Annotated in this window: 15 protein-coding genes; 8 read left to right on the forward strand and 7 right to left on the reverse strand. The window is 51.7% G+C overall.

All coding sequences use genetic code 11. The annotated features are described in order from the left end of the window. Positions 1-48 precede the first annotated feature (48 nt). The 3 genes from murJ to holA form a co-directional block, all read right to left on the reverse strand. On the reverse strand, positions 49-1,722 hold the full coding sequence (gene murJ, locus GmarT_RS21525; protein ID WP_002643818.1) for a murein biosynthesis integral membrane protein MurJ: 1,674 nt from the start codon (positions 1,720-1,722) through the stop codon (positions 49-51). Between the two features lie 15 nt (positions 1,723-1,737). Continuing rightward, positions 1,738-2,160: a hypothetical protein gene (locus GmarT_RS21530; protein ID WP_002643817.1), complete on the reverse strand. Its 423-nt coding sequence runs from the start codon at positions 2,158-2,160 to the stop codon at positions 1,738-1,740. Positions 2,161-2,392: 232 nt separating this feature from the next. Further along, positions 2,393-3,409 carry a DNA polymerase III subunit delta gene (holA, locus tag GmarT_RS21535; RefSeq protein WP_002643816.1) on the reverse strand — a complete coding sequence of 339 codons (1,017 nt, stop codon included), beginning with the start codon at positions 3,407-3,409 and terminating at the stop codon, positions 2,393-2,395. Positions 3,410-3,612: 203 nt separating this feature from the next. Here holA and GmarT_RS21540 point away from each other — a divergent pair, with 203 nt between their 5' ends. Then, on the forward strand, positions 3,613-5,064 hold the full coding sequence (locus GmarT_RS21540; protein ID WP_157158891.1) for a phosphohexomutase domain-containing protein: 1,452 nt from the start codon (positions 3,613-3,615) through the stop codon (positions 5,062-5,064). Positions 5,065-5,086: 22 nt separating this feature from the next. After that, positions 5,087-6,220 carry a radical SAM family heme chaperone HemW gene (gene hemW, locus GmarT_RS21545; protein ID WP_230682444.1) on the forward strand — a complete coding sequence of 378 codons (1,134 nt, stop codon included), beginning with the start codon at positions 5,087-5,089 and terminating at the stop codon, positions 6,218-6,220. Positions 6,221-6,229: 9 nt separating this feature from the next. On the opposite strand, the gene GmarT_RS21550 is transcribed toward hemW, so the two are convergent. The 3 genes from GmarT_RS21550 to priA form a co-directional block, all read right to left on the reverse strand. After that, complete coding sequence (locus GmarT_RS21550) at positions 6,230-7,270, reverse strand: hypothetical protein (protein ID WP_002643813.1); 1,041 nt, start codon at positions 7,268-7,270, stop codon at positions 6,230-6,232. Positions 7,271-7,464: 194 nt separating this feature from the next. Next, positions 7,465-10,443 carry a PQQ-dependent sugar dehydrogenase gene (locus GmarT_RS21555; RefSeq protein WP_002643812.1) on the reverse strand — a complete coding sequence of 993 codons (2,979 nt, stop codon included), beginning with the start codon at positions 10,441-10,443 and terminating at the stop codon, positions 7,465-7,467. 153 nt (positions 10,444-10,596) lie between these two features. Then, the gene (gene priA / locus GmarT_RS21560; protein ID WP_052301196.1) at positions 10,597-12,924 is read right to left on the reverse strand and encodes a replication restart helicase PriA; all 2,328 of its coding nucleotides are present in this window, start codon (positions 12,922-12,924) and stop codon (positions 10,597-10,599) included. Positions 12,925-13,100: 176 nt separating this feature from the next. Between priA and nadD the strand changes: the two genes are divergently transcribed. The 6 genes from nadD (at position 13,101) to GmarT_RS21590 (ending at position 19,921) form a co-directional block, all read left to right on the forward strand. Continuing rightward, a complete protein-coding gene (nadD, locus tag GmarT_RS21565; protein ID WP_002643810.1) occupies positions 13,101-13,703 on the forward strand; it encodes a nicotinate-nucleotide adenylyltransferase in 603 nt (200 codons plus the stop codon). Between the two features lie 359 nt (positions 13,704-14,062). Then, the gene (locus tag GmarT_RS21570; RefSeq protein ID WP_002643809.1) at positions 14,063-15,271 is read left to right on the forward strand and encodes an iron-containing alcohol dehydrogenase; all 1,209 of its coding nucleotides are present in this window, start codon (positions 14,063-14,065) and stop codon (positions 15,269-15,271) included. Further along, complete coding sequence (locus GmarT_RS21575; protein WP_002643808.1) at positions 15,259-16,485, forward strand: outer membrane protein assembly factor BamB family protein; 1,227 nt, start codon at positions 15,259-15,261, stop codon at positions 16,483-16,485. The genes GmarT_RS21570 and GmarT_RS21575 overlap by 13 nt, the downstream gene beginning before the upstream one ends. An 80-nt stretch (positions 16,486-16,565) precedes the next feature. After that, a complete protein-coding gene (locus GmarT_RS21580) occupies positions 16,566-17,876 on the forward strand; it encodes a coproporphyrinogen-III oxidase family protein (RefSeq protein WP_002643807.1) in 1,311 nt (436 codons plus the stop codon). A 67-nt stretch (positions 17,877-17,943) separates the two neighbouring features. Next, positions 17,944-18,480 carry a hypothetical protein gene (locus GmarT_RS21585; RefSeq protein ID WP_002643806.1) on the forward strand — a complete coding sequence of 179 codons (537 nt, stop codon included), beginning with the start codon at positions 17,944-17,946 and terminating at the stop codon, positions 18,478-18,480. A gap of 148 nt (positions 18,481-18,628) precedes the next feature. Continuing rightward, positions 18,629-19,921: an NAD(P)/FAD-dependent oxidoreductase gene (locus GmarT_RS21590; RefSeq protein ID WP_002643805.1), complete on the forward strand. Its 1,293-nt coding sequence runs from the start codon at positions 18,629-18,631 to the stop codon at positions 19,919-19,921. 105 nt (positions 19,922-20,026) lie between these two features. Here GmarT_RS21590 and GmarT_RS21595 read toward each other — a convergent pair whose 3' ends face one another. Next, positions 20,027-20,872: a 3-keto-disaccharide hydrolase gene (locus GmarT_RS21595; protein ID WP_002643804.1), complete on the reverse strand. Its 846-nt coding sequence runs from the start codon at positions 20,870-20,872 to the stop codon at positions 20,027-20,029. Positions 20,873-21,094: the final 222 nt, after the last annotated feature.

Here is a 21,094-nt window from a genome sequence, read left to right on the forward strand (position 1 = left end):
CTGCGGGATCTCCGGAGGGCCTGTCTGTTTTTCCCGTTTTGAACGCGATCAAGACTCTGTGTTCTCCGGCGGTTTTCTACCCGATTTCATCAAGGTCATGATTTCATTCAATCCCAGCAACCGTGCCAGCAGTAAATAGCTGAGCACAGCAGAAATAACGGGCACCAGCACGCGAATCAGCCGAGCAAGAAACTGGTCTGAGACAGGCAGCAGAGATAGCTCAACCCCAATGAGAACAGACATCACCAGGGTGGCCATCCCAGCACGCAGCGATGTACTGGCCAACTGCCTGAGATTCAATGCTCCTGTCTTTTCCCGAATCAGCCACAGACTGAGGGCAGACTGGATCATCGCTGCTAAGGAAGTTGCCAGAGCCAGTCCCTTCCCCTTCATCCACCAGATCAAGGCGAGGTTTAACAGCAGATTGCAGAATACAATCACCACCCCGATCCTGACGGGGGTCCTGGTATCTCCCACGGCGTAAAATCCTCGATTCAGAATCAAGACTGCCATAAAAGCAACGACCCCGACCCCGTAATAACGTATCATCTCTGCTGTCTGGCGTGCATCGAAGACATCAAAGTCTCCATATTGAAACAACAGCGTCGCTAACGGTTCAGCCATCAGAAACAGCCCCAGACTGGCCGGTAATCCCACTCCAATCACCAGTTGTAATCCCAACAGCAGATCCTGCCTTAACAGTTCACCATCCTGGCGTTCCGCATGCCGCGAGAGTCGGGGATAAAGCACCGTCCCCAATGCGACCCCAAATACTCCCAAGGGAAACTGATACATCCGCTGACCAAAATAGAGCGCGGAGGCCGTCCCGGATTCAAAGATTTCCCAGATCGGAACCTCCCCTGTCCTTGCGATATCTTCCGGTCGTGCCAGTCCCCATGCCAGTACGCTGTCGATCAGGGTATTGAACTGAGTAATCGACAGGCCCACAACAATCGGTGCCATACTCGCCGCAATCGTCTGAATCTGTGTCAATCCTCCCTGCCAGTCCAGACGGGGGCGATAACCCAGCGAAAACAATTTCAGACAGGGTAAAATCAGTTGCAAAACGCCACCGGCCAGAATCGCAAGACAGACGATGGTAATCTTGGCAGAGGCATCTGGATAAAAAGGAGCGATCAACCAGATCCCCCCCATCCAGAACAGATTGAGAATCGTAGGCAGCAACGCGGGAATCGAAAAATGATTCAAGGCATGCAACGTGGCATTCACCTGTGCCGCCATGCAGACCAGAATCAGATAGGGTAACAGTAAACCTGTCAGCCAGTAGAGCAGACGGGCTTCCGGGCTGGCCGACTCCAGGCTGCTCAGAAAGATCAGCAGAATCTCTCCGGCTCCTACGATCATCACAGAGAAGAGCATCAGCCAGAATAAAACAGCGGTGACCAGCTTCCACGCAGATTCGCGGCCCTGATTTTCCAGTTCCCGGATAAAAGTAGGCAGAAAAGCGGTCGAAAGCGCGCCTTCTCCCAGGAGTCGACGCATCAGGTTCGGCAGCTTGAAGGCGACCGAGAAAGAGTCCATGATCGGTCCGTTGCCGAACAGAGTCGCCATGCCGATATCGCGGACCATCCCCAGAATGCGACTCAGCAAAGTCAGCAGACTGACAACCCGGAGTCCCGAGAACAGTTTGCGCGTATTCTCTGCAGCAGCCACCTGTGATTGTTTGATTGAGGCATTTTCAGGTGGAGCAGATTCATCCATGAAACACTAATTGAATCAGGATAATACGGGTTCGAGGCGTGCGGAATTAATGTCGATCAATTCGAGAATTTCCAGCACACGGTCAAGTGGCAAACTCCACTCGCGCGCCCAGATGATAATATCCAGATTCTCCATTCGCAGCCAGAAAATCCGATCGAGAATCCGGTCTGCTAACAGATCATGTTCAAGCTGCAGTGACTTCAAAAAACCAAATCGAGTGTCACTGAATTCCTGCCAGCACCTGTTTCCTAACAGATGCTCTATCTTCTTACCGATGCAAAAATAATACCAGTGATTTGCATACCAGTCAGAGATAGCAAGCTTGCCCAGATCACAGCCATTCTTTTGGCTTTCGATCCATTTGTGCCGATCCGCTTCCAGAGGGGCTTCCTCATAGATGCTGGCGACTTCCTCTGGATCCAAGAGTTCCGACGACATGCTTCACCTCAATGTGCGTCTGAGATCCCAATAGAGCACGAAACTTTGCCAATCGCTGCAAGGTTCAAACAGCGTCAATGAGTTTCGTATAAACCTTATCAACTCTGATTTATACCCCTCCCCGAAATCCAAGGCAAGATTCATTTCACGCAGATTTCGATAATTTTGAAAGGAAGTTTATGAAGATACGTGCACGCTTTAAGTGGTGAATCGGAATATATTTATTAAAAGATCAGATACAACCACTCAACAGAAACAATAATCGCTCCAGTTCCAGGCGAGGCGTCAAACGACTCTTTCCTTTCAGATTCAGATCGGTTTCTAACAGCCAGTGACAGATTTTTTCCGCCCTTTTTCGGGTCAGTCGCCTGAGATAGCGTTCAGTTGAATCGATATCACGTGGAAATACACCCGCTTGCTTAATCGCCTGTTTTAATGGGGTTCCCTGCACTGCCTGCTGTGTCGCCTTAAAGTATTTTCGCCAGACGAAGTTCAGCCCCCCCAGGATCTTCTGCGGCGCTTCACCCGCCACCAGCAGATTATCCAGGTAATGCAAGGCATCCCCGATATTGCCATCGCGGACCGCATCCGTCATCGCCCAGGTTGTTTCCGCTTTCCAGCCCCCCACAACCGCACGTATATCATCTGGACTGATCCGGGGCTGATCTCCCACAAAAGTCGTCAGCTTTTCCAGTTCCTGATGGATCTGTCCACAATGCGTGCCCACCAGTTCGACCAGCAAAGCAGCGGCTTCCCTGGAAATCTGCTTCTGATGCAGTTGACCGGCGGTATCACAAATCCATTTTGCTAAAGCCCCCCCTTTGAGCTCTTTACACTCCAGGTCCAGCCCGATTTTTGAGACCAGCTTGGCCAGTCGCGTTGATTTACTCCAGCTTTTTACATCCAGGATCAGAAATGAGCTTTTCGAAGGGGCCTCCAGATATTTCTCCAGTTTCCCACGAAAGGCGCTCACAAACTTCTCCGCATCATCCACGATGACCAGGCGTTTATCTCCCCACATGGAGACTGTTTTCAATTCATCAAACAGGGTCGAGGGGGGCAGCTCTTTTTCGAGTCGTTTACCGTCGTAGCGGGTGATACTGGTGTCCTCCTCTTCACCCAGGACAAGCGGTTCGATCGCCTTGATCGCTTCCTGCTTCATATAACGATCGTCGCCATACAGGACCACAACCGGCCCAAACTCACTGGCGGCAGGATTCAGCAGAAATTCGGTAACGTGCTGGCTCATAGATAACTCTTATTGACCAAAATCAGTGGGATGACGTACATTGACTCCCTCAGATTTGAGATGACATGAAAATTCAGGGAACTTTCCTGTCTCTCATTACAATCGATTTATGCTTTGATTTCGAGAGATGCTACCCGCGGATCCCGTAAAAACTAAAAATCCTCATGGAGCACATTCCCATTTCATCGAAACCAGAATCACAAGTGAAACCTCTGCCTGAGATCAAAGCTGAGATTCTGCCCCCGCTCCCCCGAATTTTACAACCTGCACTGCTGGAGTCGTCAGAAGTCTTTTTTCAGTGTCCAGGTGAAGACTACCCGATCTCGAAAGCCATCCACCTGTCCCGGCTGGCCGCTTTTTACCCCAAATGTCGCGAGTGTCCGCATAAGGGACATACCGGAAACCTGTCCCCTGAGATCATCGAACGCTTAAAGCAGACACAACGCAGCCGTGCCTCTGAACAACACCCGTATACAACGGAAGGCGTTCGCGGCGTCTATCTGAATCAGATCAACCGGACCCAGGCCGCTCATATCGCCGGGGCCTTTTCCACGATCCTCTGGGAAGCGCTCCCGTTGAAAGGTGTTGCACCCAAAAAATCGATTTCCTACGGCACTCCCGAGTCTGCAACTGCTGTATCCTCTGCCAGCCAGGAACAAAGTCGAGGACCAAGTGTGGTCATCGGTTTTGATGAACGTCCTGCCTCTCCAGACATCATTACCGGTGTGGCCAGTGCACTCCGCCGCAACGGCTGTCGGGTCATCGACCTGGGATTGACGGTGCCCTCCATCCTCTCGTTTGCAACAAACCACCTGCAGGCGCACGGCGCAATCATGGTCACCGGCGCTCAATTTGGTCCCTCTTATACCGGACTTGATTTCCTGCTGGAACATTCGCAGCCGGTCTCAGCAGGACGGGGTCTGGAAAACATCGAACAGATTTCACTGCGCGGCTTTGGTCGCGCTTCCCGGCAACCGGGATCGCAGCGAACCTTTCATCCCATGGAAGCCTATCGGGCCCAGTTCCAGAAATACTTTCATGCCCTGCGACCGCTCAAAATCAAAATCGCCTGCTCGCTGAGGCTGGTCAGGGAAACCCTGAATGCACTCTTTGAAAAACTGCCCTGCGAACTCACCTGGGTCGACATTCCACATCAGAGACGGGATCTGCTCAATCCCCCAGACAACGATGTGCAAAAAATGCAGAAACAGCTGCAGGCAGATTCTGCTGATCTCGGACTGATTATTGATGATGACAGTCGTCGCTGTGCTTTTTTCACGGAAAGCGGCACACTCCTGTCGAATGCAAAAGTATCCCGCTTTCTGATGCAGGCACTTTCCCGGGAACAGTCTTCCCGCAACTTCCTGCTCGATCAGACATGTCAGGCAGAGTGGAATGATGTTCCCGCCGGCTGGAACATCTCCACACACGCAGGCACCCTGGCAGACAGCTATTTTCAGATGATGCAGCAGCAGGCCGTTTACGCAGGTGGCCAATCCGGATATCATTGGTTCAGGGATGCAGTTCCCACCTGTGATGCAATCCTGACACTGGCTCATATACTGGCTGCCTTGAGTTTCAGTGATGCCCCGTTCAGCGAAGTGGTCTCTCAATACTCTTGTCGAGATGCTGAATCACTCCCGGAAACAAGCTGACTCAGCCAGCGGATTCCTGATTGTGCTAAACCCGAGTTTTCCCAGCTCTGCTTATTTTCATGTCCCCTTCTGTCAGCACCGGTGCGGCTACTGTGACTTCACGCTTGTCGCGCAAAAAGATCATCTCATCGAAGCGTATCTTGATGCGATGGCGAAACAGATGTCTGAACTGGGCGAGGGAATCGAACTAAAAACACTCTTTCTGGGGGGTGGCACGCCGACGCATCTCAGTATTGAACAGCTTTCCCATTTGTTCGAGAGCATTTTTTCTCATTTTCGACTGGCCGCAGATTATGAATTCAGTATCGAAGCCAACCCGTTGAATCTGACCAGTGAAAAAATTGAGTTTCTCAAGCAGTCGGGAGTCAACCGGGTCAGCCTGGGAGTCCAGTCGTTCGATTCAGAGATCCTCACGTTTCTGGAACGCGACCATCAGCCAGATCAGATTTTTGAAATCGTGAAGTCACTGCAGTCCCGGATCAGCAACACCAGCCTCGACCTGATCTTTGCCGTTCCCGGCCAGAGCCTGGCAGGCTGGAAACAGACACTGCAGAATGCCGTACAACTCAACATCCCCCACATTTCAACTTATGGTCTGACGATTGAAAAGGGGACTTCGTTCTGGAGCCGGGAGAAAGCCGGTCTCTTCGATCTACCTCAAGATGATCTAGCCGGAGACATGTATGAATACGCTTTGGAGTTTCTGGATCAAGCGGGCCTGCAGCATTATGAAATTTCCAATTTCGCCCGCCCCGGTTACGAATGTCGTCACAACGAGGTCTACTGGACCGGCTATCCTTATTTTGGCTTTGGTCCCGGTGCCGCCAGTTACCTGGATGGTATTCGACGCCAGAACCATCGCAGCGTGATCACCTGGTTAAAAAGAGTTCAAGCCGGAGAATCTCCGATTGTGGATCAGGAAGAACTGGAACCCGAAGCACGCGCACGCGAAGCGATCATCTTCGGCTTAAGACGCCGCGCAGGAATCAATCGACGTGAGTTTCAGGAACGCTACGGATTTGATCTGCATCAGCTGGCGGAAACGGCTATCCGCACAAACCTCGAAGCCGGTTTACTGGAAGAGACGGACACCCATCTGAAACTGACCTCGGCTGGTTGTCTGCTCGCCGATTCCATCGTTGTCGATTTTTTATGAACCGGAACTTCAGGGTTGCGATTCATAGACCTGGGTCACCTGGACTTCATATTTTCCCGGAAATGTCTTCCAGCCATTTTCCATTTCCCGTCCCAGAATGTTGAACTGCAACGTTCCTTTCGGTACCAGAAAATAGAGCCCCCCTTTAAAATCTTCATGCACGCAGGGATAGATTTTGTTATTCACGCGGGCTTCCATGAAATAACCTAATCCACCCAGCATTGAATTCAGACAGACGGTATTCCGGTAATGCAGCAGGTCGGGCATCACGCCTTGTGTCTGCAAAAATGCATTCCAGTCGGTGTAAAAATTCTTCAACGAACTCTGCAGTTCGGCAACACGTGGTTGATCGAGTTGTGCACCCTGTTTGCTGATATAATCCATCAGCGCCGGATCGCCTGTCAGATCGACACGCACCAGTTCGGTTTTTGCTCCCGGTTTCAAGCGGACTTCCAATCCCCCCTTTTCAAGACCGTAAAACAGCACATCCATCAGATCACTCTGCACTCGCCGGGGCGTTTCCAGCAGATTCTGATTGACCGCCTTGATCACATCTTCCGACACTCCCGCATTCGCAGGATTGAGTCGCTGTTCCACCTTGGCAGCTTCAGACGAAATCCGCGCCGCGACCAGATTACCTTCAAGACGCAGTCCAAAATTCCAGTAAAAGTACCCGGCGACTCCCACCATCACCGCAAAGAAAAACAGAAACAGAATCACTCCCCCGGCATTCGATTTTCGTCGCTTCCTTAAATACTGGGCCGTGGCACTCGATCGAGGTTGTGGAGCCACCACATTCACGGGCGGCATGACAGGGCTTGATTCCGGAGTCTGGCTGGCAGGAGGCGGAGTGGGTGTATCTTGTGAAGGTGAAACCGCAGAGTCAGGAGCAGCAGCAGGATCAGCAGACGGCGTGCCGCCCTCCGCTGCAAACGGATTGGGAATCACCAGTTTTGTGCCACACCGGGGACAGTCTCCCTGCTTTCCTGCGGTCGAATCAGGAACTTTTAATGTGGACGTACAAAAAGGACAATCAAACTGAATCGCCATTGTTTAACTCAGTGAATAATAAATTATTGAAAAACGGATTGAGCCTGAAAGAAAGAGTTCAATCATCCGGAAATCAGCTGTGGCAGCTTCGGTAGGGAACTAGTGCGCGACTGAACGGAATTATAAGGATTTGACTACGAAAAACCAGAGAGTTTTCGTCCTCTCTGTCCGGATCACTCAGATTTCAGGACCAGTTATTTTAATGATTCCAGATATGCCAGCAGATGCGCGGCCTGTTCGGCAGTCAGATCCCGTAATAACTGGTCGGGCATGATCGACTTTTTCTGCATGGTGAGACTCTCGATCTCAGTCGGAGCGATTTCCTGTACCTCGTTTTTCGCGTCTTTCAGTCGTACGACTGTCTCATCTTTTTTCAGTAACAGCCCGCTGATCACCTTGCCGGAACGCAACACGACAACACAGGTGAAATACTTTTCGTCAATCTTTCGAGAAGGCTCAATAATATTTTCCAGCAGTTCCTGACGGGAAAGCTTCTTGCCGATCTGTGTCAGATCGGGCCCCAGTTCTTTCCCATGCTGATGCACGCGATGACAATTGCGACATTGCAGTCCTGCCATTTCGAAAAACAGTTTTTTTCCCTCACGCGAATCTCCTGGAATCGAAACCAGTGCAGCAGAATCGATCTTCACGCCCAGGCGTTTCACCCGTTGCTCCTCAGGCAGAAATCGTTCGAACAGATCCCTTATCTGTGCGCTGGGATGTTCGGTCCCCAGTTGAATCATCAGTCTTCGCATCTGATCGGAAATCGGCGTATCATCCAATGACCTGAGTATCATCAGACCGCCGCTGGTAGTACCCAGGACTTCCTGAATTTTCTGGCTTACAAATTCCTGATCCTCAATCTGGACGGCATCTGACAACAGTTGTCCCTGGCGATTTCTCAAGCGAGAGACTTCAAAGGTAGAGTCTCCGGATATTCCCGGCAGACTTTCGATCCAGTCACGTACCAGTCGTGTCCCCCGGGTATCGACACAGGAGGAACCGGAATAAGGCATGCGACCTTTTCCCAGCTTGCTCATGCGATACAGGAGCACCGAACGATAGGGATCGCTGGGAGCAATCACCTGCGCATCGTGAATTCCAAACGTTCCCTGAGTCGGTTTCACCCCCATGACTTTCATGGCATCAATGTCCAATGTCGCACCCAGTTCAATTGTCGCCCCGCCTCCCCCATTACTCCGATGACAGTGTCGACAGTTGGTATGCAGATACGAACGTGCCCGGGAATTCAAGGCTTCGCCCGTATCATAAGGATCGACCAGGTAATTGGCATTGGCCCCTTTCGAATCGGTCCACACCGATTCCGGCAGTACTTTAATATGTGCCAGTGATCTCAGTTGATGATCGACCGTCGCACCGTACTTCTGACTTCGATTTAACTGGGGTTCTTCAAATGACAGGATCGACAGATAGTTCTGGTAAGGCGTATGACAGACCGCACACTCAGCCCGACTGGGAATCGGCCACTCATAAGAAATCGTTTTCTCTGCAGGCTCACCAGTAGCGATCGCCAGTTTGATCTGGTCTCCTGACGCTGGAACCAGTGTCGCATCGGTCTGGTCTTCATTCCAGCGATAAGAATAACCCAGCCAGCGGGCCCCGTTAAAATGCATTAACTGAGTTTCCAGACGATACGCGCTTGCGGGATTTCCCCGTTCGGTTTCAATGGAAATCGTTTTCACCAGCACACTGTCTTTGGGGAAGTTCCAGATTTTTTTCTTGACGACATCAATAGTCGTCTCATCAGGGAGCGCCACAAATCGTTCTGCGGTGGCATAGTCAGCCCAGGCCGGCGCATTGATGCTGTAGGGAATGACGCCGGGAGCCACCTCATGTTTTGCAGTATCCTGGAACAGACCGGTCTGGCTCAGCAAAGTCGGGAACTCGGGATTGTGTTCCGATTCCTTAATCGGCACCAGGCGATGAAAACCGCCCCCTTCAATATCGACAATATAAACTTCCCCCGTATCATCGACGGCAAACGCCGTCACTTTCAAGGTGGAGTTAGCCAGCTCTTCATGCCAGTTCACCCGCTTGTCGGAATACCTCAGTCCCCAGAGTTTTCCCGTCGAGTAATCGCCGTAGATATAGGTATCGTTTAACTCTTTCAGACGCGGACTCTGATAGAAATAGCCGCCCGTGATCGAACGTGCTTCCCGATGCGAATGTGCCACGGTTGGCGGCAGGATCGGCGTAGGTCCCGGCTTCAAACCCGGTTTAACCGGTTGCATTCCTTCCCGAATACTCCAGCCGTAATTGCCTCCTTTTTCCACACGATAAACGAGTTCCCACAACTCCCAGCCCACATCCCCCACCCACAAATCACCGTTCTCAGGATGAAAGCACATCTTCCAGGGATTACGAAATCCGAACGCCCAGATCTCAGGTCGCACGTTCTGCTGATTCACAAACGGGTTGTCGGCTGGGATCGAATAAGGCTTCTCTTTCCCGGCATGATCCACGTCAATGCGCAAGATACAGGAGAGCAGATTGCTGACATCCTGGCCCGCATTATGGATATCCGGAGGGGAAGCCGGTCCGCCATCACCCGTCGAAATATATAGATAACCATCCGGACCAAATCTCAGACAGCCCCCATTGTGTCCCCCCGATAACCAGTCGATCAGAATCTCTTCCGAATCGGGATCACAACGTGGCGGATCGGTATCCAGCACTTTAAATCTCGAAACGCGGGTCCCTTCCGGCAGTTCGGGTTTCAGCACATAACAGATATAGACATAGCGATTCTCGGCAAACCGGGGATGGAATGTGATCCCGTAAATTTCATTCAATCCCGGTTCTTTGAGTTTCAGATCCAAAAACAGATCGGCCTCTGAACGCTGTTGATCTTCATAGTGGAACGAAAAGATTTTCCCCTTGCGCTCCGCTACGAAGAACCGTTTCTCTCCCGGAGCCGTCGCAATCGCCAGGGGCTGATTGAATTTCAGTTGGGGAAAGGCTCGCTCCGTTTCGTAAGGCAACGCCGGGTCGGGAGTGCCTTTGACACGCGACGTGGTCCAGGGGACTCGCTTTTCCAGACCAAAACGGGAATCCTCTGCGTGTATCGCTGTAACCTGGATCACAAAACAGGCGAGCACCGCAGAAAAAAGGAACCAGACATCCAAACGATTCTTATTCTCAGGGGCTGACATTTCAGAATTTCCTCATTCGTCGTTCGTCAGGACGTTTCGCAGGATTCGAGGGCTTATAATACACTGCTACTATTCAACCTTGCGGGACTGGCAAATGCAATTGCGAAACTCCCGCATTCACTGCGGAAACGGAATCTATATTGATCAAACCGGTTATCGCATGTTAACCGGATCGACATCAATGATGTACTCAATTCCTTTTTCGCGAGGCAGTTTTCCTTCCACCTCATGCCAGAGCTGCAGAATCTGGTCGACCTCAAGGGCCGCCAGTTGAAAATGATAACGGAAATACTTTTTCAGCCGGATGATGGGAGCCGGCGCTGGTCCCAGAATCTGCACCTGCAACTGTTTTTCGCTTGCTGCATCACTTAAAATTGTTGCCAGTTGACGGGCAAAGTGCTCCACGTGTTCTTCCTGGGGACCGCGTAAAATCACGCGTGCATAATGGGAAAAGGGTGGTGCCAGCATCTCTTTGCGATGTCCCAGCTCCAGCCGGGCAAACCCGAGAAAATCATGGTCCGCTGCTTTCACAATCGCAGGTTCGGTGGGAGAAGCAGACTGCACAAACACACGCCCCCCCTGCATCCCCCGCCCCGTGCGACCTGCCACCTGCGCAATCAGTTGAAACGTGCGTTCGGAAGCGAACAGATCGGGCTGATGCAGCATCGTATCCGCATCCACGACTCCCACCAGCGTCACATTCGGAAAGTCGAGGCCCTTGGCGATCATCTGGGTTCCCAGCAGAATATCCACTTCACCGCCGGCAAAGGCATTCAACACACGCGCATGACTGCCCACCCCGCGCATCGTATCACTGTCCATTCGCTGACAGGAATAACCGGGAAACTTGGCTTTGACCTCTTCTTCCAGTCGCTGCGTTCCTGCCCCCACAAAACGAAGTCCCGGCGCGCCGCAGCCCGGGCAGTTCGTCGGTGGCTTGGCAGAAAAATCACAACTGTGACAAACTGCCAGATTCTTATCGCGATGCCACGTCAACGAAATTTCACAGTGCGGGCACTTCACCGAGTTCCCGCATCCCTTACACCATAGCGCGGGAGAGTAACCTCGCAGATTCAGAAACAGGATCACCTGCCCCCCCGCTCCCAGCGCATGTTGCATACCGGTAAATAACACCCGGCCGATCGATTCATTCCGCCTGATCTGCACATCGTTCCGCACATCGATAATATTCACATTTGGCATCGGGAGATCATTCACGCGTCGCGGCATGGAAATCAAAGTGTCTTTTTTCTCGATCACCCGTAACCAGGAATTCAACGTCGGAGTCGCGGAGCCCAGAATCAGGGGAACCCGTTCCAGTTCAGATCGCTTGCGGGCCACCTCGCGTGCATGATAGCGGGGCGCGGTCTCCTGCTTGAAGGATGTTTCGTGTTCTTCATCAATAATAATCAAACCCAGATGCGGTGCCGGCGCAAAGACAGCACTGCGGGCACCGACAATCACCTGCACCTTGCCGGCGGCGATATTCTGCCAGTGATAGTGTCGGTCACTGTCCGTTAAATGGCTGTGCAATACCGCGACCGAATCAAAGCGGGAACGAAACCGCTGAATCGCCTGGGGCGTCAGGCTGATTTCCGGAACGAGCACAATCGCCTGCTGTCCATAACTCACCACTTCGCGAATCGCCTGAATATAAACTTCGGTTTTGCCACTCCCGGTCACGCCGTGCAACACAAATGTCTCACTCTGCTGACCACGAATGGCAGTCAGAATCTGATCCAAAGCCAGTCGCTGATCCCGATTCAGCTTCAGGTCATCCTGTTTCTGAATATGTGCATGCACGACGTCATCGTCATTTTCAAAATATTGCATCCGTTTTTGATGACTGCTGATTACCGCTTTCTTTTTCAGCGAATTCACCGGGCCGGACCCGCATTCTGCCGCCTGCGTCAGTTCATCCAACGTCAGCGGACGGGCAGCAGACTTGAGTGCATCATAAACGGCACGCTGTTTCGCTGGCAGTTTCTCGATGATTTCGTTCTGTTCTGCTTCCCCAGGCACAGGCACCACTTCAAACACTGTCACCATCCGGGTCCCGGCCTGATTTTTGACTCCCGCGGGAACCACGCAATCCAGGACCTGTCCCCAACTGCACAGATACCGGTCAGCAATCCAGCGCGTGAGTTTCAGCATTTTGGCATTGAACAGCGGGCGACTGTCCAGAATGGCTTCGACCGACTTCAAACGCACACTGGGCAGATTCTCATCGCCAGGTCCCACCCCCACACAATACCCGGGCGCCAGCTGGTTTCCTCTGCCAAAGGGAACCTGTACGCGATGTCCCGCCCGCAACAGCGGTCTCAGCTCTTCCGGTACTTTGTAATGAAAGACGCGATCCACCGGGCGATTCAGGACGATTTCCGCCAGATACAGATCCTGGGCCGACTCCCGCTCCCAGGGCATCGGGTTTTCGGGAAGTTCCTCTTCTTCAAACAGGCTCTGTTGCTTCGGTTTACTCATCACGCCAGCTGGATATACTAGGGGAAAGGGTTCTTTTGTTTTGTAACTCTTTCCCCTGCTGAACTCAACAAACAAACTCGACTATCGAGTTTTCGCGACAAAAGATTCCTCGACCTCCTTCATGGCGAACCGGAACCGCCGCCTGAAGCAGAATTCGGGATAGAAACGATCAATCAATGCGTATTGGAATACTAGGCGGAACGTTTGACCCTGTGCACAATGCGCATCTCCTGATGGCAGAACAGTGCCGCGAGCAATGTGAACTGGATCAGATCTGGTTCATCCCCGCCGGAAACCCGCCGCACAAAGAAGGCAAAAATGTCACTTCCGGCAAACAGCGCCGGGAAATGCTCGATTTCGCGATCGCCGGCCACCCCGCGTTTCTGATCAAAGATCTGGAACTGCACCGCGAAGGTCCCAGCTATACAGTCGTCACACTGCAGGAACTGCAGGCTCTGCACCCGCAGGACGAGTTCTTTCTGATTATCGGTGCGGATTCGGTCAGAGACCTGCATACCTGGCGCGAACCGGAAGCCATTCTGGAACTGGCCAGCCTGATCGGCGTCAATCGCCCTAACATTAGTCTACCAGACCTGACCGAGCTGAAGCAGAAATTCGGTGCAGCCATCGACCGGAAAATCTTCTGGGTCACCATGCCGGGTATCGAGATCTCATCCACCGATCTCCGGCAGCGAATTCATGAAAATAGAAGTGTCCGCTATATGACGCCCCGTTCCGTCGAAGTTTATATCCACAATAACAGACTATATTTAGAGTAAGATTTCTCTAAACTAATAATTTCACTTCGTTTATGAGAGAGGAACTCTTATAAATAGTGCTGACTACTGGAAATTCCCGTCGGTTTTGATCAGAATTAGGAAGCAGGATCGCGATTGAGCATTTAATTCGATGCCTGCTGTAAGATGTCGGTGTTAAATGGAGACAATCCGGGAATGGATCACCCGCCTGTAGAAATTGACTACCCACTGAAACCTGCCTGAAAATCTCACCAGATATTATTGAGACAACTTTGATCCTGTTCAACAGCGACACCATCAGAGAATCGGATTAAAAAATATACCTGTCAGTGTGACTCATCACTCGGCCTGACCAACCTGACAGAAATCGTAAGGAAAATATGGTTGTCATGGATTCGAAATCTACAACAAAACTCAATACAGAACTGGAAGAAGGAGCCTCGCTTTCAGCCTTTGATTACGAACCCCGAACACGCATTGTGTTCGGCAGTGGTTCACTGAACCGACTGGGAGCACTCGCTGTTGCAGAAAATGCCAGGCGCGTCCTGCTGGTCACCGACAAAGGACTGGCGGCCGCCGGCCACGAAGCCCGGGCCGTCGCATCGCTTGAGGATAGCGGAATTGAGATCACGATCTTTGATGACGTCCATGCCAACCCCACAACAGTAGACGTCGAACGAGGTCTGCAGGTCGCCCGACAACATCAGATCGACCTGATCGTCGGTCTGGGGGGAGGCAGCAGTATGGACTGCGCCAAAGGCATCAATTTCCTGCTGACCAATGGCGGTAAAATGGAAGATTACTGGGGCGTCGGTAAAGCGAGCAAACCGATGCTTCCCTTAATCGCTGTCCCCACAACCGCAGGAACGGGCAGTGAAGCACAGTCGTTCGCTGTCATCGCCCATCCTGAAACTCACATGAAAATGGCCTGCGGCGATAAAAAAGCAGCCTGCCGCGTCGCGATTCTTGATCCCGAACTCACATTGACCATGCCCCGCTCGGTCACACATGTCACCGGCATCGATGCACTAAGTCACGCACTGGAAACTTTCGTGACGAAACCGCGCAACGAAATCTCCCAGCTTTTCAGCCGTCGCGCCTGGACTCTGCTCGCCAACAGCTTTCCCCAGGTACTCAACTCCCCCAATGACCTGACCGCCCGGGGAAACATGCAACTGGGGGCCCACTTCGCCGGCGCCGCGATTGAAAACTCGATGCTGGGCGCCACGCATGCCCTGGCCAACCCGCTTTCTGCGCATTTCGGCCTCACGCATGGCATTGCCATCGGGATTATGTTGCCCCATGTCATTCGTTTTAATGCAGAACTGGTAGGTTCACAGTATTCGCTGCTGGCATCCGACATTGGTCTCTGCGATCCACAGGACCCCGCTGGCGCAGGCCTGTTGGCCGAACACTTTCAATCACTGGTTTCGCTGGCCGGTGCGCCAACCACTCTTTCAGAGTGTGAAGTCGACCTGAATCTGGTCGACCAGCTGGCGGAAGAAGCATCCCGACAATGGACCGGCAACTTTAACCCTCGGCCCGTCGATCAATCCTCACTTAGGGATTTGTACGAATGCGCGTTTTAACTGCTTCCCGATTCACACACTGCTGGTACGTTTCGATCCTGCTCCTCCTGGTCTGCTCAATCCATAGCGTCACCGCTGCTGAAAAATCAGATGTTTCAGACAAGCCGGGCTCGCCAGCAACGGATGACTCCAGAGAAGCAGGAAACTGGACTTCTTTCCGGAATGGCAAACTTCAGCAGGGAATCGCAGAATCCACACTGCCCGCCGAACTGGAACTGCTCTGGCAACATACCTCTTCCGATGGCATCGCCTCTACCGCTGCGATCGTCGGCAATCGCGTCTATATGGCGGGCCTCAACGGTTATGTGGAATGCCTTGACCTCAAGACAGGCAAACCGATCTGGAAATACCGCTCGATTGAAAATCCCGATCCCAAAGAATTCGCCCCCGGTTTCAAAGCCTCGCCGCTGGTCACAGCGAAAGGCGTCTACCTGGGAGACGAAGACGGGATCTTTCACGCCATTGATCTCAAGACGGGGAAAAAACTCTGGCAGTTCAAAACGGATGCTGAAATCATCAGCAGCGCCAATGTCACGGCAGACGGAAAACTCCTGTTCGGCAGCTACGACAATTCGCTGTACTGTCTCAAGGAAAATGATGGTTCTCTCGTCTGGCGTTTTGAAACCGACGGCTATGTCAACTGCTCCCCCGCCATCGTGGAAAATTTCACGTTTGTGACCGGCTGCGATGAACAACTCCGCGTCATCGATATCGCCACAGGCAAACAGCACAGCATTATGCCCCTGGCAACCTACCTGATCGCCTCGCCGGCTTTGATGGGAGACAACCTCTACGTGGGTACTTATGCCAGTGAAATTATCTCGGTCAACTGGAAAGAACTGAGAGTCGACTGGCGTTTTAAAGATCCCAAAAAAGAATTTCCCTATCATTCTTCTGCAGCAATTACAGATGAGTACGTCGTCGCAGGCGGCCGGGACAAGCAGGTTCACTGTGTCGACCGCAAGACCGGAAAATCGGTCTGGGATTTTGCCACTCGCGGACGTGTTGACAGCTCTCCCGTCATTCTGGGAAATCGCGTCTTTATCGGATCTTCGGACGACAACCTGTATGAACTGGACCTGAAGACAGGCAAGAACATCTGGAAAAAAAATCTGGGTGATGACATCACTGCTTCACCTGCGATTGGCTCAGGACATTTGATCATCGGCACAGAATCCCGAAATGGTGCCTTGTATTGTTTCGGAAAGAAGTGACAATAAGAAGTAAGCCCCGGAAACAGCAGAAACGCTGACGCTGGTTCCACTGAACATTTACTTAAGACGTTGAGAGAAATATGGATCTGGAAGCAACAGGCACCACCGAAATCGGCAGTTATTTTGTCTCGAATTATCCCCCTTTTTCCCAGTGGAAACAGGAATATGTAACCCGCATCCACGAAGTTCTGCACCAGAGTCCTGATACATCCATTCCTATGGGACTCTACATCCATATTCCCTTCTGCCGCAAACGCTGCAAATTCTGTTACTTCCGTGTCTACGAAAAACAGAATGCCAAAACCATCGAACGCTACGTGCAGGCGCTGCAGCAGGAATTTGAAATGTTGAGCCAGGTCGAAGCCATCAAAGGCCGTACCCTGGACTTCACTTACTTCGGCGGTGGGACACCCTCGTATCTCAGTTCAAAGCAGCTGCTCTCCGTCCGCGACCGACTGTCCAGTCTACTCTCCTGGGAGACTGCAAAAGAAGTCACTTTTGAATGTGAACCGGGAACACTGAATCAGGAAAAAGTCGAGACCCTCAAAGAGATCGGCATCACACGTATCTCCCTGGGAGTCGAAAGCTTTAACGACAAACTGCTCGAAGCCAACGGCCGTGCCCATCTGACACCCGAAGTCTACAAAGCCTATGACTGGATTCAGCAGGTCGGCTTCCCGCAGGTCAACATAGACCTGATTGCCGGCATGATGGGAGAAACCGATGAGAACTGGTCCGAGTCCGTCGAAAAAGCGGCTGAATTCGCGCCGGATAATATCACCATCTACCAGATGGAACTTCCACACAACACGATCATTTCCAAAGAAATGAAAGAGATGGGCCTCACCTCTCCCATCGCTGACTGGACTACCAAACGACGCTGGATGAATGAAGCCATCGAAACACTGCAGGCAAAAGGCTATCACCTCGCCAGCGGAAACGAACTTGTCAAAAATCCCGAAACAGATCGTTTCGTCTACCGCGACAATCTCTTCCGGGGTAACGATATCATCGCCACCGGAGTTTCTTCATTCGGACATATGCAGGGGGTCCATTACCAGAATCTCGACCGCTTGGAAGACTATCTGGAAACCGTAGAAAAAGGGGATCTCCCCATCAATCGCGCCCTGGAACCTTCCGAACACCAGCGGCTCATTCGCGAATTCATTCTGCAGCTCAAAGAAGGCCGCGTACTGACCCAGCCATTCAAGGATAAATTTGGCGTCGATCTGACCGAAGAATTTTCGGAAGCACTGGAAAATCAGCAGAAAGCGGGCTACCTCACCTATGACGAGGCGCAGGTGAAACTGACACGCAAAGGCATGCTCCAGGCAGACAGTCTGCTGACCGAATATTTCGAACCCGAACACCGTATGGTAAGATACACATAAAATTTCTATGCTACCAGATAGATGATACTCCTCCTGATCCTCCCCTGATAAAAGAAATCATTTTCAAGTGAACCCACAAGACGAACTCGATGCACTTGTCAAATTGTTTCCCAACGAACAACGACTGTTCGAACGGGCTGAACACGTTTCCTCTGCCAGTCTGCCGGAACCTTATAAATCATTACTCGCGCACTATCACCACATGACTGTCACCATGGAGGAATACCACAAGACTTCTGTCGATGTGACCGTGCTTGACCAGAGACTCGATGAAAATGTTTACAGCAGGCAGATCCTGTTATCCAAGAGTGGCACCGACGATGTCGTCCAGTTCGGAATCGTCCGTTTCAATTTTGATTATGTCACCCAGGCTGTGAAAGACGAAATTCTGGCGGGTGAAATTCCGCTCGGTCGTGTATTAATCAACCACAACGTACTTCGACATGTTGACCTGGGAGCCGTACTCCGCATTACAGCAGGCCCCGGCCTGTCGAAAGTCATGAAAATCGAACCTGGCCAGATAACCTATGGACGCCTGGCAACTATTTTTTGCAATCAACAACCGGCAATTGACCTCTTGGAAGTTTCGGCTCCACTGCTATAACTCTCTGGAAACCAGCACGGGGCGGGGCGACCTCCCGTTCACCAGCGTGTCTCTGGGTCTGGTCGACTCGACCTGATTGGCAGCAGAGACACAATAAAACACTGCTTGCTCGCTAACTGAATTTATACTGACTGACTAAGGGTTTTCCATGCTTGATACGGACCTGAAAGAACAGCCTGAACTCGAATCTGAATACGATGTTGTGATCATCGGAGCCGGCCCCGCAGGCTCTACAGTGGCTGCCCTGCTGGCCGAACAGGGACGCAATACCCTGGTAGTCGATCGCGCCCGCTTTCCCCGCTTCCACGTCGGCGAATCATTGATTCCGGAAACCTACTGGCCTCTCAAACGACTCGGCCTGATTGAGCGGCTCAAGCAGACAGCATTTCCCAAAAAACTCAGCGTCCAGTTTGTGACAGATGAAGGCGTCGAAACGATGCCTTTTTACTTCCACGACTACAAAGATCACGAAAGCTCACAAACCTGGCAGGTCTATCGTGCCGAATTTGACCAGATGCTTATCGACAATGCTCAGTCTAAAGGTGCCACCTTCCACAACGAAGCCCAAGTGACTGACCTGCTGACACAAGACGAACAGGTCACCGGCGTCAAAGTCAAACTGGGCAACCAGGAAACACGCAACATCACTGCCAGACTGGTCGTTGATGCCAGCGGGCAATCCGGCTTCATTGCCAATCGACTGAAACTCAAACAGACGGATCCGGTACTCAGGAAAGGAACGGTCTGGGCACACTTCAAAAATGCACAACGCGATCCCGGTATCGACGAAGGAGCCACCCTCATCCTGCAGACCGAAGGCAAACGCTCCTGGTTCTGGTATATCCCGCTGCAGGACAACGTGGTCAGCATCGGCTGTACCGGCGACATGAACTACATGTTCTCCAAAGAGAGAAAGAACAGCGAAGATATTTTCTTCCAGGAAGTCGAACGATGTATCGGCATTAAACGCCGCCTGACCGAAGCCCATCCCGTTACCGAATTCATGACCACCAAAGACTTCTCATATCACTCCAGCCAACCTGCCGGTCCCGGCTGGATGCTCGCCGGCGACGCACTTGGCTTCATTGATCCGGTCTATTCCAGTGGCGTGTTCCTGGCAATGAAATCGGGTGAACTGATCGCCGATGCCATCAACGAAGCGTATGAAACAGACGACTTTTCAGTCGAGCGTCTGAGCCAGTGGTATCCCGGTTATAAAGAAGGCGTCGATAACTTCCGTAAGCTGGTCTACGCATTCTACACCCCCGGTTTCAGTTTCGGAAACTTCCTCAGACAGTACCCGCAGTTCAAATCGAATCTCGTCGACATCCTGATCGGCGATGTCTTCAAACCCGAAGTCGCCGAGATGTTTACCGTCATGCAGGAAGAAATTCCCGAACTGGCAGACACCGACGATTCCCCTGTTACGATGAAAAAATAATAACAGTGGCAGTGAGAGCAACAGCCTCTGACTCTTTTAGCTGCGCATAAAAAAAGCCCTGCTCCGGTCATCACCGCAGCAGGGCTGAATTCACAATAAGTGAAGCTAATCTTTTTTGTACTCAGGTGCTTTGCCCAGTGGATACAGGTCCCATTTGCGAACCCACATCTCAGCCATTTCGGTCTGCACCAGCAGCTTGCCATGATCTGGCTTGGCGTTGTAGCCTGCGTTCACAACGACGCCGTTAACCAGGTATTCAATCTCGCCACCTTTGCTGATCACATCCATCCGCGTCCATTCGCCGAACTTGCTTTCGACGTCATCTTTACCGCGGAAGCCAACTTTGTCGGCCCAGTCAGGATCACGGCCAAACCAGTTGATTCGGCCGGAACTCAACGTGATTTCTTCGCCGTCCTTCTTCCAGACTTTTTCACCATCACGGTCTTTGGTAATTTTTGTAGTCAGTGAAGTGGGAATCGGTTCGCCGGTCTTGGGGTCTTTGCCCGTTAAGACCAGGATATCACCCACGCCCCCTTCGATGATCTGTGCTTCGATGGATGCCATCCAGGTATTGCCGTATCCACCATCGGGACCATGGCAGTGAATCAGCACACCGGAATCGCGGGCACGGTCTTCCCGCTTGCCCCAGGTCTTTTCGCCCCACTTGAATTCAATCACCATGTGATAATCACGGTAATCGTTTTTGGTAATCAGTCCGCCATAACCATCGCCGGAAATATGCAGCATGCCATCTTTCACAGTGAAGATTTCACGGGGATCTTCATAAGCGGTATCACGATTCCAGACATACAGGCCGTCCAGATTCTTACCGTTAAACAGATGAATCACACCATCTTTAGGGGTGATGACTTTGTCGCCCGCTTCCGCTCCTACAGCAGAGACAGCAGCCAGACAGACACAGGTGATCGTCAGTAGTCGTTTCAAAACCATTTGCGCTTTCCTGAATTAAACCGCGTCAGCAGGAACCGAACTCCCGCCTGCCGCTACAATAAACCAAAAGTAGTTTCTTTAATAAAATTAAGTTATTGGATCAGCCGACTCTCCGCAAGAAGCAACATCAAAAAAGTCATCACTCGCGTCAAAATAGAAAAACCGGGGTAAAACGGTCTTTAATCTTCTGTTGATTGCTTTCAGAAAAAAAGCCTGCGACAA

The sequence above is a fragment of the Gimesia maris genome (genome assembly GCF_008298035.1).
GTDB lineage: Bacteria > Planctomycetota > Planctomycetia > Planctomycetales > Planctomycetaceae > Gimesia > Gimesia maris.